Origin of the sequence: Prevotella koreensis (genome assembly GCF_003977605.1) — a bacterium.
Lineage (GTDB): Bacteria > Bacteroidota > Bacteroidia > Bacteroidales > Bacteroidaceae > Prevotella > Prevotella koreensis.
Genome location: NZ_RYYU01000001.1, coordinates 1,615,316 through 1,629,395, shown reverse-complemented (window position 1 = coordinate 1,629,395; position 14,080 = coordinate 1,615,316). Strand labels below are relative to the sequence as shown.

Sequence of the window (14,080 nt, the reverse complement as noted above, 5' to 3'; positions counted from 1 at the left end):
TGCGGGAAAGAATCCTAAGCATATAGCATGATATTGAAAAGAAACATATCAACAGTAATCTTATGTCTCTGGCTCACGGCTCTGTTCAATGCCTGTGAGCCGGAGCATAACGATGATGTGACGACATCTGTGCAGGTGACATTGGCCGCTCCTGACACCATCGAGGTGCTGCAAGCAAAGGGAACGGTGTCGATGCAGTGCCTTACTAACAAATTCACATGGACCGAAGACCGGTGGGACAGCATCAGCGTGATATTCCCGGAGGTGATGCGCGGACCGTATAACATAACGGTCGATGGTAAAGTGGCAGTGAAAATAAATGGCGGGCGACGCAAGGTATATCGCTTTCGCGCAGCAAACAGTTACGTGGAGGTGCTCGACAAACCGTCAAAAGTGAAAATGGACATACAGTTATTCAAATGACAACACGAAATCTATGCCTTGCATTACTCGTCACTGCCGTCATTCCGGCAAGTTCTTCGGTTGCTGGGGAACAGGTTTTCGGAGTGCCCGACTCAGTTGTTTGCAGTCCCGAACATTCCGCAGAACATCACAACCTTTTCATTAACACACAAAACTCTTGGTTCCATAACTCTGCGCTTCACTTCGACGACTATGGCTCAACATACGGAAACTTGGGCATATATGCCGACAAACGGCGTGAGGATGAGGCTTTCGTGATGCAGGAAGGAAATGCTCTATACAACATTGGCATAAGGGCGGCGAGTTACCGAAGACTCTATGGCAAAGACAATGCCGCCGAACGATTGCGCCGTTCGATGACGGTGGTATGGGGCGAGGCATCTTATCAGAATGGTCGTCGTGACAATGTGGAATGGAATACGTCGTCAGACTGGAGCACCATTTATCCTTATGTGCTGGCCGATACCATACGCAGTGACCGCAACACCGAGCGTTATGCCTTTAAAGGTGGGTGTGCAACGCGCTTCGGACAATGGACGATAGGCGAGGAATTGACATTCAGGGCAGAGCACGAATGGAGTGTCAGCGACCCGCGAATGCGCGGAATAGTGACCGACCTGAATGCCCGAATCGGAATAAGTCGCAGCATAATGAACCACATTCTGGCACTCGGAACAACGCTGAAACTATACAAGCAGACAAACTCTGTTGAGTTTTTCCGCGAGGAAGGGGCTGTTCCCGAATATCAGATGTCGGGACTTGGCAACTGGTATGAGCGTTTTTCGGGCACGAACAACAAGGCATATTACAAGGCGACAGGCTGCGGAACAGACTTCGCCATAAGACCCGCAGCGAGGAAAGGGGGCGTGATACTCGCGGCAAGTTACGAATATACACCTTACAGACGCATACTGTCGAGCCTCAATGCCCTGCCCATCAGCCGTCTTTATGTCACCCGATGGCAAGCGAGGGTGGGATGGAAGAGCATGATGAAAGGCTCGTCCATGAGCCAGACCGGCATGGCCTTATGGCTCGGAATGAATGGTGAGAAACGACGAGGAGACGAAATTATAGGCGGAGAATCTATCGCCAACGAGTATGTTGTGCGTGGTTATCTTACGATGTATGGCAATCGTTTCACCGACATTTATCTCGGAACAATGGCAAACATCGCGTTAGGGAGCAACCATATACTCGCCCTTATTATTCAAGGAGGGCATCAACGCCACTCTTCATCGTATGCCTATCCGCACAGCGAACTCAACTTCGGCCGTAATCATTTCGGTGCAACGCTTCAATGGCAGGCAAAAGGCAGACGATGGCTCGTGGTAGCAGACGTGGAAGGCAGGTATGATAAGAATGTTTCAGGGTCGTTCACAACAACCACGGATTATTCTTATATCTCACCCCTGAAAGACAATGTGGCGGCAGCAAAGAAAAGAATGACAGAGCGATGCGTGGCACATGCGCTGGCTTCCTACACCCAACTTTCATTCGGATTGCACGCAGAATGGATGCCGAAGTTCATGAACGGAATGGGACTCTTTGCCGAAACGCGGACAGAATACAGAAAAAACAACGTGGGAGGCAGCAACAACGGCTACGCACTGCATGCCTCAATGGGAATAACTTTTTAAAACAACAAAATAAGCATTATGAAGAAACTACTTTTATTGCTTGCCGTAGCAACGGCCACGCTGACCGCAAAGGCACAGCAATTGCCACAAGATCCTACCATACGTAAGGGTAAATTGTCGAACGGATTGACATATTACATACGTCACAACAAGCAGACGGCCAACGTGGCTGACTTCTATATCGCGCAACGAGTGGGCTCGATACTCGAAGAACCGCGGCAAAGAGGACTGGCACACTTCCTCGAGCACATGGCATTCAACGGCACGGAGCACTTTCCGGGGGCTGAGAAAGGCGGACTGAGGGAGTGGTGCGAGCGTAAAGGAATAAAGTTCGGAGCCAATCTTAACGCATATACCAGTGTGGACGAGACAGTGTATAACATATCTGCTGCGCCTGTGGATAAGGCCGGAGTGGCCGACACATGCCTGTTGATACTGCACGACTGGAGTCACTCGTTGTTGCTGCGCGACGATGAGATTGACAAAGAGCGAGGAGTGATACACGAGGAATGGCGCACACGGCGAGCAGGAATGGCAATGCAACGCTTGATGGAAGAGGCGCAGCCGGTGATATATAAAGGTACGAAATATGAGGACTGTCTGCCCATTGGCTCAATGGACGTGGTGGATAACTTCGCATATCAAGACCTGCGCGACTACTACCACAAATGGTATCGACCCGACTTGCAGGCAGTAATCGTGGTTGGCGACATAGACGTTGACATGATAGAGAAGAAAATAAAAGAACTCTTCTCGCCCATTCCGATGCCTGAGAACCCCGCAGAGCGTGTGTATTATCCCGTGAACGACAACGAGAAGATGATTGTTTTCCGTAAACAGGATGCCGAACAACCCATAACGCTCTTCACGCTCTACATGAAGCGCGATGTGACACCGCGCGAAGAACGTAACACTGAGGCTTACTACCGCGATGGTTATCTCACAGACATAGTGAAGCATGCGCTCAACGAGCGTCTACAGGAACTGACCGAGCAGGTTGACCCTCCGTTTATGTCGGCATCATTGCGCGATGGTTCGTTCTTCCTTTCAAGAACCAAGGACGCAACAAACGGCTTCGTATCGTGCAAACAGGACAACGTTATAGGTGGAATAACGGCATTGGTGGCAGAAATGGAGCGTGCACGCCAACATGGTTTCACACAAAGCGAGATAGACAGGGCTAAGGCCGAACTGATGAGATGGGCGGAAAATACTTATGCCGAGCGCAACAAAGAGCGCAACGGTAGATATGTGAGACGCTGCCTTAGCAACTTCACCAACGGCGAACCACTGCTCTCGCCCGAACAGGAACTGCAAATCGTGAAGCGTCTCGATAAGAGTGTGACTGTGGAAGATGTCAACCGAATGGTGCTTGAGATGATAAGCGACAAGAATCAGGTGGTGACGCTGTACGGCCCGGACAAAGATGGCTTCGTTCTTCCTACTGAAGAGGAGATAGAGACTGCCGTACTCGCAGCACAGGCAAAGAAATATGATGCACCGAAAGAGGAGCGAGTACCGACAAAACTGATGACAAAACTGCCGAAAAGCGGAAAGATAGTGTCAGAGAAAGAGGTGAGCAACGGTTATCGGGAGTTCGTTCTGTCTAACGGCATGCGTGTATATGCCCGCAGCACCGACTTCGAGGCAGACAACATCTCCATGAAACTGTTTTCTTTGGGTGGTCGAAATGTCTATCCGGACAGCGACGTTCCGTCGATGCAATACTTGGAGTCGGTTATAGAAAGTTCGGGCGTGGCAGACTTCAGCGAGCGTGTTCTCGACAAGATGCTTGCCGGAAAACAGGCCAACGTGAAACCTTTCGTGGCCGATAATACGGAGGGTATGAGAGGTTCGAGCAGCATAAAAGACTTCGAGACAATGCTCCAACTCACTCACTTGTATTTCACTGCTCCGCGACGCGATGATGCTGCGTTCAAGAGTTTGATGAATAGACAGGTTTCGTTCCTCGCAAACCGCGATGCCAACCCGAGCGTGCAGTATAATGACTCCGTTGTAAGCATTCTCTATGGCAACCACCCTCGACAGATTCCCATGAGGAAAGAGGATCTCGGAAAAGTGAGTCACGACCGCATAATGCAGATTTACAGTGAACGGTTTGCCAATGCCGGTGACTTCTGTATGATACTGACGGGCAACATCGAGATGAAGAAACTGCGCCCGCTGCTGTGCCGTTATCTTGCTTCACTGCCGGCAAACGACACCCGCGAGCAACTCATAGACCGCGGAGTGAACATACGTAAGGTGAACGAAACACATGTATTCACAAAGCAACAGGCCACACCCTCGGCTCTTACAAATATCTATCTGACGGCTCCGATGGAATATAACGCAGACAACGACATGCGCATCGATGTGCTCTGTCAGTTGATGAGAATGGTATATACCGAGAAAGTTCGTGAGGAGAAAGGTGGTACATACGGTGTCAGCATACGAGGTTCGATGCAGCAATTCCCTGTAAACGAGGCTTTCGTGCACATCAATTTCCGCACCGACCCGGAGAAATATGACGACTTGATTCCTATAATCTATGAACAACTGTATGCTATGGCTGCCAACGGTCCGGACGAAAAGGATTTGCAGAAAGTAAAGGAATATGAACTGAAAACATACGGACAAGCCAAAGTAATGAATGGTTATTGGGAAGACGTGAAATACAACGAACTGCGTTACGGCATCGACTCAGACCGCGACTACTGCAAACGCATAGAGGCACTGACAACCGAAGACATACGACTATTGTGCCGCCAACTCATGGCGAGCAACCGTTGCATACAGGTGACAATGCTTCCGGAATAGTCGCTCCGTAACCTTAAACACTGTAATAGGATATAAAGCATAAAACAAATTGGGCGAAATTGCTGACCAATTTCGCCCAATTTGCTTTTCAATTTCGCCCAATTTGCGTGGCAATTTAGGCTATTTTGAAGAGGAGAGGGGGATTTTTAGGAGTATAAAAATGAAGGAGTATGGGAGTTTATAGAACATAATCATTGATTGTAACCTTTTATAGCAATCATTTAACTTGACTATTGTCTAAACTACTCTACTCCTTCACTCCTTAATTCCTTAAAAATTAAAGTCTATGGCAATATGATTTTATTCCTCTACCTCACCTTCTTGGGCATCCTCTTGAGCGCCTTCTTGAGCATCTTCTGAAACTTCTTCTGAAGCCTCATTGCCCTGCTCCTGAGCTGGTTGGAGTTGTGCCTCAGGCAGAGTACCGTCAACAAGTTTCTTCAGTACAGTGCTATCATAAGACAGTTCGATAGGAGCGTCAGTTCCTTCAGTCTTATAGGTGAACTTGAGATTACCATTGACATCAAGAAGAAGTTTGGCAAGTGCTTTCAGAGAAGCATCATCTTTCTTGGAATAGATAAAGACATCTTTGTAGTTTTCTTGAGCGGCAATATTCTGGAATTGCTTGAAAACTTCCATTGGTAATTCGCAGACATACTCAACAGTGTTGGTTGCCTCGTTGAAACGGATGTCTGCAATGGTTACACCATTTTCTGTTTTAGGAATACCGGCTTCTTGTTTTGCCTTTTCCACTGCATCTTTCAATACTTGGGACTTGTTGCTGCAAGCACTGAATAATACCACACTCATCATGATGGCCATAAAACTAAAAATAACTTTTCTCATAATTTTTTTAATTAATTAGGGTTAATAATTAGGGTTAATAATTAGGGTTTACATACAATATACGCGAGTTTTGGATAAAAAATTCATCATGAAATTTGGTAACATGCGGAAATTATTGCACCTTTTTGTTAGTTTGAAATCAACAAAATATAAACAAAATCCGCTTTAGTTAACGGTGACAAAATTACTAAAATTTTCTATACTATCGATGTATTTGACAAAATTTAACGCAAAATTCAATAAAAATCTTAATCTGTCAACGATAGTTTTGTCTGAACTCCTATACTTCTTTACGTCTAAACTCCCTGTCTTCTTCCACCCGAATTCCTTAATTTTTCCACATTAATTTTTGTTTTCTCTCTCGTTTCCTTTACCTTTGCAGTCATGAAGACAACAATGCTCATAAATCCGAAGTACGAAGGACTGCGCCAATGGCTCGAAACTATGCCCGGAAAGTTCTGTGACGAGGGTTGTGAGATTTACAATCTGCGTAATGTAATAAAGGTGATGGATGCGCCCGGAGGACTTGTTCTCAACGTGAAGCGTTACCATAAACCGCATTTCCCCAATTCGCTGATTTACTCATTGGGTCTTCGTAAGGCAAAGGGCAGACGTGCGTTCGAATATCCCGAACGTCTGTTGTCGGCAGGTATCGACACCCCCGAACCGGTGGCATATATCGAACAGCGTGTTGCCGGATTGATAGATTTCTCGTTCTTCGTGAGCATACAGTGCCGCGACTGTCACACAATGTACGAGGTGGCAAACAAGAGCACCGCAGAATGTGCATCACTTATGGAAGCATTAGGTAGTTTCACGGCGCGGCTTCACGATGCCCGGATAATGCATCTTGACTACACTCCGGGCAATATCCTGTGGTTTGTTGACGCTGATGGCACTTTCCATTTCAGTTTGGTGGACATTAACCGCATGCGCTTCGGTCATGTGAGTATGACGGAAGGCTGCCGGAACATGAAGAAAATGTGGGGTTCGCGCGAACTCATTGCCATAATGGTGCGCAGTTATGCACGCTCACGCGGTTTTGATGAAGATACCTGCGAAAAAGAAATAATGCAACAGCGCCGCAGTTTTTGGATACATTACAAGGATAAGGACAAACTTCCTTTCAAGATAGACGTATAATAACATGAATAAACTGAAGATAATAATACCTGTTTACCGCGCCACACTGAAACCCGAAGAGGAGGGCGCAATGGATAACAACATACGCATGTTGAGCCGTTGGACGGTGGTATTGCTGAAACCCAAGGGCCTTGACATTTCGTGGATGGAAAAGAAATATCCGCAGGCAGAGGTAGTGGAAGTGAGCGATGAGTGGTTAGGTACGAAGCGTGGGGTTGCCGGATACAATGCCATGATGATGTCGGCAGACTTCTATCGCATATTTTCAGACTGCGAGTTCATTCTCATCTGCCAAACCGATGCTTGGATATTCCGCGACGAAATGGACAAATGGATATCGCGTCCCTTTGACCATGTCGCCGCGCCTTGGGTTACTTGGCCGGTTTTTTCGTATTTCCCATTCAGCACTTTTACAGCACTGCGCCGCAGACTGACATCCCCAAGCAAAATGCTAAACAGCGATCTCTACGGACATGTAGGCAACGGTGGCTTGTCGCTTCGTCGTGTTGCTTCGTTCATATCGGCATGCGAGAATCACGCCAAGACAGTAGATGAGTTTCTTAAGAAACCCATGGCGTTGCACAACGAAGATGTTTTCTTCGCTCTCGTAGCCACCGAATTGAGGGTTCCAACGGCCAAAGAGGCCGTGACTTTCTCAATAGACGTGAAGCCAACGGTGTGTTATAGGAAACTCGGCAAACGCCTCCCGATGGGCTGTCACGGTTATCGGCAACGCAGCAGGTGGGGTTTCTGGAAACGTTTCATCAAAGATTGCTGAACGTTGGCCTTTACTCAACGCAACTACTTATTGCACAATATATTTTTATAAAGTTGGATATACTCTGCCGTATATTTGTCATAATTGAAACGGTGGGCATATTCCTTGCGCTCATTAGCAAGATGTTGATCATCCTTTGACAAGCCCTCTTTCACCACCTTTGCCATGTCGGCAGCATCGAAGTTGTCCCAATAAGTGGCATGCGGGCCGCATATCTCCGGCAGGCTCGTCAGTTTGGAAGAGAAAACCTTGCATCCCTGTTGCATTGCCTCTATCACCGGGATACCGAATCCCTCTGCCTTGCTTGGGAAAAGGAATGCGTCACAATGGCGGTACAGCCATGTTTTCTCGTCTTCAGACACTCGTCCGGTCAGTTTCACGCGGTCGATACCTAACTTGCTGATGAGTTTGCGTATCTCTTTGGCATATCTGAACTCGTCGTCACCGCAGATATATAGGTTGTGTTCGGGGAAATGCTGCATCATCGGAACGAGTGTATGGAAATTCTTTTTACGGCGTATCTGACTTATTGCGAAGAAGAATTTACCGTCCTCATGTTCCACAAATGCCGGCTTCACACCCTCTTTGTCGCCCACAGGAGTGATGCCGTTGTATATCACGCAGTGAGGTTTGTCTTTCAAACCATATATACGATCCACATCGTTTTCTGCAAAATGCGATATGAACGATATGTAGTCGGCCTCCTTGACACGTCTTCTGAAACGCCACATACGTTTCCAACGGTGGAAATGTTTCTTCTCATAGAGGAAGTTAAGGTCGTGTATGGTGAGCAGGTGAGTGCATTCGGGTGATTTATAATAGTATTCATACATCTGGTCAGTGCTGTGCCAAAGGTCAATTTTCAGTCCCTTGTCGATGATGTCCTGTTCCGGATTCTCGGATGAGATGTATGACACAGAGTCTCCGAACGTACCGATATGTGCTTCGGGAATCATGAAAATGAAATGCAAGTCAGGGTCGTTGACAGCGGCAAGACGGCGCGCATAGTTGCGGCAGATGTCTCCAAAACCGGTGTAATAGTCGAGGAACCTTAAATCTACGGCTATATTCTTCATCTTTATCTTATTGTATGTTTTAATGTTTGTAGAATAGGATTGAGTACCTGTAAGATGCAATCAATACCTCTTTAAGAGTAAATATTTCATTTCATGGTACTTGTGCTTGATATATTTCTCTATCTTTCGTCCGAGTTTCTGGTCGTTTTTCCAACTATGGTTCACAAGATGTCGCGCGAAAGTTACATCTTTTCGCTCATATCTTTTACGCGGTGCAACATAGTCGGTGGGATAGACCGTGAAACCGGCGAGGCGCAATATGTCAAGCGAATGTTTTGCTCCATACTTCTCGGCAACGGCGGCCATGATCATTGGCGATACGGTCTGGTCTATCGTTCCGTCCTCGCGTTCGAAATGATGTGTGCGGTAATAATCCGTCATTTCCTTGCAATATTCATTGCCTTTTTCTGCCATGAAGAATGCGGCTTGCAGCGAGAAAGGCGTGTCCTCATGGTCAATCTTCTCATTGAAAGTGGCAAAGCCGTGCTCCGGTATCAGTTCTTGGAAACCCCGATAGAGCAAAATGTCGCTGTCCATGTAGATTCCGCCCTCGGTATATACTGCATAGAAGCGCACCGCATCGGCAGCGAACGCCCACTTGCGGTGTTTCAAAGCCTCGTTTATGAAGTCGAAACCGATAGCCTTGGCATCTGCCATTGTCCATCGCCGGATTTCATATTCGGGCATGTGCTTCTGCCATGAGCGTATGCATGCTTTTATTTCGGCAGGGAAAGGGTTATCACTGAACCAGCACAAGTGGATTTTTTGGGGTATCATGGTGTTGCTTTATCGTACACTTTTAATTTATCGGCTGCAAAATTACATAATCTTTCGCACATTACAAACTTGTTTTATCGAAAAATAAAGCCTATCCACATATATAGGTATGTCGTGTTTTGAAAATCACATTATATAAGTATTGCGTGGGCTGAAAGAATGCTTTATCTTTGATAAAAGGTAATAGAGGCGATATCTTTTGTGCTCCAAATTATCATTATTCGCAGATATACAGTGCTTTATATTATTTGGAGAGATGTTGAAAGCAATAAGGAAATGTATCCTGAAATGGTGTTTGGAAAAACTTCAAAAATTGTCAATCACAAATAATAGGCATCGGAGAATGAATACTGTTACCAATAAAATATTAATAAAAATTAGTGAGACAGACACTTGTACGACAAGAAAAAGACTCACACAAACTTAATAAATAAAAATGGAAAAAAGAACAAATAAAACGAAACAAGGCAAAATGAAAAGTATCATTTCTGCCATCTTCTGCTGCCTGTTCATTGCCACAGCAACAGCAAAACCTGTAATGAACGAAGTGACAGGAACCGTGACCGACAAGGAAACCGGAAATACCCTGCCACACATCACCGTGACAGTGAGAGGAACGATGCTCGCATGCGAGACCGACATCAATGGTAAGTTCTCATTGCGAGGACTCCCTGTGGGCGAACAGACCTTGGAAGTAAGAGCCGTGGGCTATAGAAGCAAGGAACAGAAAATCAATATTACCACTACGTCAAATCATGTTTTCGACTTCGTTCTCGAAGCAGACGAAATATCGCTCGATGAGGTTGTGGTATCGGCAAACCGCAATCTGTCATTGCGGCGCAATGCTCCGACGCTTGTGAGCGTTATTGACAATCATATCTTCGACCTAACACATTCGGTGTGTCTTGCTCAAGGGCTCAACTTTCAGCCCGGTGTGCGCACCGAAGACAACTGTCAGAACTGTGGATTTTCACAAGTGCGCATCAACGGTCTCGATGGTCATTACTCGCAAATTCTAATTGATTCGCGCCCGGTGTTCTCGGCATTGCAGGGTGTTTACGGACTGGAGCAGATACCGGCGAATATGATAGAACGCGTGGAAGTGGTGAGAGGAGGTGGTTCTGCACTGTATGGCTCGTCGGCAATAGGCGGAACAATTAATATCATCACAAAGGAACCGAGGGGCAACTCTGCCGACCTGTCGCACTCGTTCAGTGCTTTCGAGGGCTTTAATGCTTTCGAGAACAATACAACGGCAAACGTATCGATAGTGGCCGACAATAATAAGGCGGGAATGTCTATCTACGGACACAGCAGACAACGAGGCGGTTACGACCGTGACAACGACGGATTCACCGACCTGCCGAAACTTATCAATAAGACCATCGGACTGAGTTCGTTCCTGCGATTGAGCACTTATTCTAAACTCTCGCTACACTATCATTCTCAGAGCGAGTTCCGACGTGGTGGTAACAAACTGTATCTGCCGGCACACGAGGCCAATATCGCCGAGCAACTCGATCATAATATAAACGGCGGAAGTCTTGGTTACGACCTATTTACGAACGACGGAGACAATCATCTTTCTGTCTTTGCATCGTTCGAAACGGTGTCGCGAAAGAGTTACTACGGCGGCACAGGCGATGATTCTGAAGAAAAACGAGCAGAGGCTTTGAAGGCTTACAGCAAGACACACGACTGCAATATCATGACAGGAATACAGTTTGTGCATAATTTTTCACGACTACTATTCATGCCGGCAGGACTCACCGTTGGAGCAGAATATAGTCATGACAACCTCACAGACCGCTCTCTTGGCTACGGAACGCTGACAAAACAGAAAGCAAGTACGGCAAGCATGTTCTTGCAAAACGAATGGAAAACAGAACAATGGAGTCTGTTGCTGGGCGGACGGTTTGACAAACACAACCTAATAAGACACCTCATATTCAGCCCTCGCGTGAATTTGCGATACAATCCCACGCAAGACATCAACCTCAGACTCACCTATGCCGGTGGATTTCGTGCTCCGCAGGCTTTCGATGAGGACTTACACACTACTCTCGCAGGTGGAGAACGCATCAAGACGGTTCTCAGCAAAGATCTGAAAGAAGAGCGATCGAACAGCATAAGCCTTTCTGCCGACACATATCATAGTTTCGGAAAAGTACAAACAAACCTCCTCGTGGAAGGATTCTTCACAGTATTAGATGATGTTTTTGCAACGCGAAAACTCGATAAGGCCGACGAAAACGGCATCGGTATCATCGAGCGATATAACGCAAACCGTGCAACCGTGATAGGAGTAAACCTTGAAGGAAAGGCCGTTTTCAACCGATGGCTTCAACTTCAGGCCGGACTTACTTTACAGAAAAGCGAATATCGAGAGGCTGTGGTGTGGGATGAGAACGCGCCGGCCGAGAAAAGATTTCTCAGAACGCCTGATGTATATGGATATTTCACGGCCAATATCACTCCTGTGAAGAATTTCTCTGCTGCCATAACGGGCAACTATACCGGAGGAATGCTCGTTGGTCATGCCGCAGGGTCGGGTGTAAGTGCCCCTGTTGCGGTAAATACTCCAAGTTTTACGGTGCTGAATATCAAACTGGCATACGACTTGAAGTTGTATAAAACCATAAATGCGGAAATAAACTGCGGTGTGAGAAACATCACGAACGCATATCAGAAAGACATTGATAAGGGTTGGGAACGCGATGCGGCATATATCTATGGGCCGTCTTCACCACGCTGCTACTTCGTCGGAATGAAGATTTCGTATTGATATTCTTTTACCCCTTACCAATTGGTTCAGGAAACAAGTTTATTAATAAGGAGCCATTTCCTTAGTAGTTAAATAACCGATTTGGGTTCGAGCCCAAATCGGTTATTAGTTCAGTAATCAAGACCATAAATAAGAAATTGTTTACTTTGTGGTCTGTTAATTGCTTTGCTTTATTTCACTATTACCTTTTTGGTTGTTCCGTCTGTCATGCGAATGATGTTCAATCCGCATCGCATCTGGCTTTGACGGCGACCATCGGCAGAGTAGATCTCTGACACGGCAGCGGGTTGGTATGTATTAATTGTCTCTACACCGGTCGGATTGAAATTTGAAGTACTACTAAATATTACCTTATCTGTTATAACATTGCCGTTGGCATCGCATAATGCGTGCTTATCTTTATCAAAATACGCTCCTTCAGGTTCTTCTATCTTGCAATTACATATCTCGAAATTTTCGATATTTGTGATTACTCCCGACCCTGCTTCCTCTGCTTTCACTATGCCTGATGATAGGCTTATGGTTAGGGTTGGTCGTTCGCGGTCTTCATACCTGTTTCCACGTATTCCTGAAGACAATCCTTTGAATTTAAAGTTGAGGCAATGAATATTTAAGAAACCACTATTTATGTGTGTATAACCATCTACTTTTCTTGATGTCCAATCCAAGTATATGGCGCAATCATATAAACTTGTTGCCTCAAGTTTACTATCTTTTTGACCTTCTATAAAGACGGCACCATTCACATGTATTGCCGGGTGCATAGTGGTAATAGTAGAAGTGCCAAATATAAAGATTTTTGGAGAAGGTAAATCAATGTTTGGTATACTGCGATAACAGTCCGCTCGTATGCCGTAGGTCTTTTTTGCGTTTGAACCCGTAGATATATGTGAGTTTTCGAGTGTAAGTTCCAAGAAATTTGCTACGGCAGACTTGTTATCTCCTGTTCCAAAACAAGTAATATCTACATTTTTTAGTGCCAGTGACTCCTGAGCATCGCCAAGTATAGCATGATTCTTGGCAGATTCTGTCTTAATATAAAGATTTTCTATAGTAACCTGCGAATTGTTCTCTATGTATATTGCTTCATACTCATTTGAGCCTGCATATATTTCGGGTTTTGGGTTTTCTTTATCTCCCTTTAGTGTTGTACTACTTTCCAAACGTATTGCCTTGGAGTTTTCTGATCTGAAATAGCATTTGCCGATGAACATGATAGTAAGTCCTTCGTTGGTTTCGTTCTCTATACATTGCTTGCTACCTCCCGTACGTTCTATGCGTGTGTTTTTGACGTAGAGCGTGTTAGTGGTGGGGTCGTACCACACGGCATTGTCGGTGGTGTTTTCGTCGTAGGGTTTGATGTCGTTTCCGGTGATATTGGTGTAGTTGTCTGATGTGACATACACTCCTCCTACATGGAATCCGTACTTGGTGGCTGCCTGTGTCGTTTGAGGCATGCCGAACATTGTGATTAACATTGCGGTAATAGCCACAAGCATGTTCTTAAGTTGTTTTTGTTTCATAACTTTTCATGTCCCTCTTTGTTCCTCTTTCATGTGAGAGGGAAGTCGTATCAGGGGCTTAGACTTTGGTTTAACTTTATTTATTGTTTTTAAAACGAATCGCCAACTTGAATGCCATGTCTTACCGTTATCTTCGGTATTGGTGTCATCGTATTCTTTTGTTTAGTTCTGAATTCCGGATTGTTTGTTCTCCTGCAAAGATAATGATTTTTTTAAAACACAAGAGATAGAGAGTGATTTTTTTGGAAGTTCTGATGAAAAAAACTATATTT

The 14,080-nt window shown here is 45.7% G+C and carries 10 protein-coding genes; 6 read left to right on the top strand and 4 right to left on the bottom strand.

Going from position 1 to position 14,080, the window contains the following annotated elements; translation table 11 throughout:
• The first annotated feature begins 27 nt into the window (after positions 1 to 27).
• From EHV08_RS06915 to EHV08_RS06905, 3 genes are read left to right on the top strand one after another with little or no spacing between them, the layout of a single operon-like run.
• Positions 28 to 423 carry a hypothetical protein gene (locus tag EHV08_RS06915; RefSeq protein WP_126678672.1) on the top strand — a complete coding sequence of 132 codons (396 nt, stop codon included), beginning with the start codon at positions 28 to 30 and terminating at the stop codon, positions 421 to 423.
• Entirely contained in the window at positions 420 to 2,060 is a 1,641-nt protein-coding gene (locus tag EHV08_RS06910) for a DUF6850 family outer membrane beta-barrel protein (RefSeq protein ID WP_126678671.1), read from the top strand. The genes EHV08_RS06915 and EHV08_RS06910 overlap by 4 nt, the downstream gene beginning before the upstream one ends.
• A gap of 18 nt (positions 2,061 to 2,078) precedes the next feature.
• Positions 2,079 to 4,880: a M16 family metallopeptidase gene (locus tag EHV08_RS06905; RefSeq protein ID WP_126678670.1), complete on the top strand. Its 2,802-nt coding sequence runs from the start codon at positions 2,079 to 2,081 to the stop codon at positions 4,878 to 4,880.
• A gap of 300 nt (positions 4,881 to 5,180) precedes the next feature.
• Here the strand turns inward: EHV08_RS06905 and EHV08_RS06900 are convergent, their stop codons facing one another.
• Positions 5,181 to 5,726 carry a hypothetical protein gene (locus EHV08_RS06900; RefSeq protein WP_126678669.1) on the bottom strand — a complete coding sequence of 182 codons (546 nt, stop codon included), beginning with the start codon at positions 5,724 to 5,726 and terminating at the stop codon, positions 5,181 to 5,183.
• A gap of 384 nt (positions 5,727 to 6,110) precedes the next feature.
• Here EHV08_RS06900 and EHV08_RS06895 point away from each other — a divergent pair, with 384 nt between their 5' ends.
• Positions 6,111 to 6,869, top strand: coding sequence for a lipopolysaccharide kinase InaA family protein (locus tag EHV08_RS06895; protein WP_126678668.1), 759 nt, complete (start codon positions 6,111 to 6,113; stop codon positions 6,867 to 6,869).
• Between the two features lie 4 nt (positions 6,870 to 6,873).
• The gene (locus EHV08_RS06890) at positions 6,874 to 7,647 is read left to right on the top strand and encodes a DUF5672 family protein (RefSeq protein ID WP_126678667.1); all 774 of its coding nucleotides are present in this window, start codon (positions 6,874 to 6,876) and stop codon (positions 7,645 to 7,647) included.
• Positions 7,648 to 7,670: 23 nt separating this feature from the next.
• Here EHV08_RS06890 and EHV08_RS06885 read toward each other — a convergent pair whose 3' ends face one another.
• Entirely contained in the window at positions 7,671 to 8,723 is a 1,053-nt protein-coding gene (locus EHV08_RS06885) for a glycosyltransferase family 4 protein (protein ID WP_126678666.1), read from the bottom strand.
• A 60-nt stretch (positions 8,724 to 8,783) separates the two neighbouring features.
• Positions 8,784 to 9,500 carry a glycosyltransferase family 32 protein gene (locus EHV08_RS06880; protein ID WP_126678665.1) on the bottom strand — a complete coding sequence of 239 codons (717 nt, stop codon included), beginning with the start codon at positions 9,498 to 9,500 and terminating at the stop codon, positions 8,784 to 8,786.
• 436 nt (positions 9,501 to 9,936) lie between these two features.
• On the opposite strand from EHV08_RS06880, the gene EHV08_RS06875 reads away from it, so the two are divergent.
• Positions 9,937 to 12,285: a TonB-dependent receptor gene (locus EHV08_RS06875; protein WP_126678664.1), complete on the top strand. Its 2,349-nt coding sequence runs from the start codon at positions 9,937 to 9,939 to the stop codon at positions 12,283 to 12,285.
• Positions 12,286 to 12,455: 170 nt separating this feature from the next.
• On the opposite strand, the gene EHV08_RS06870 is transcribed toward EHV08_RS06875, so the two are convergent.
• Positions 12,456 to 13,808 (bottom strand): hypothetical protein, encoded by a 1,353-nt coding sequence (locus EHV08_RS06870; RefSeq protein WP_126678663.1) that lies wholly within the window; start codon positions 13,806 to 13,808, stop codon positions 12,456 to 12,458.
• Positions 13,809 to 14,080: the final 272 nt, after the last annotated feature.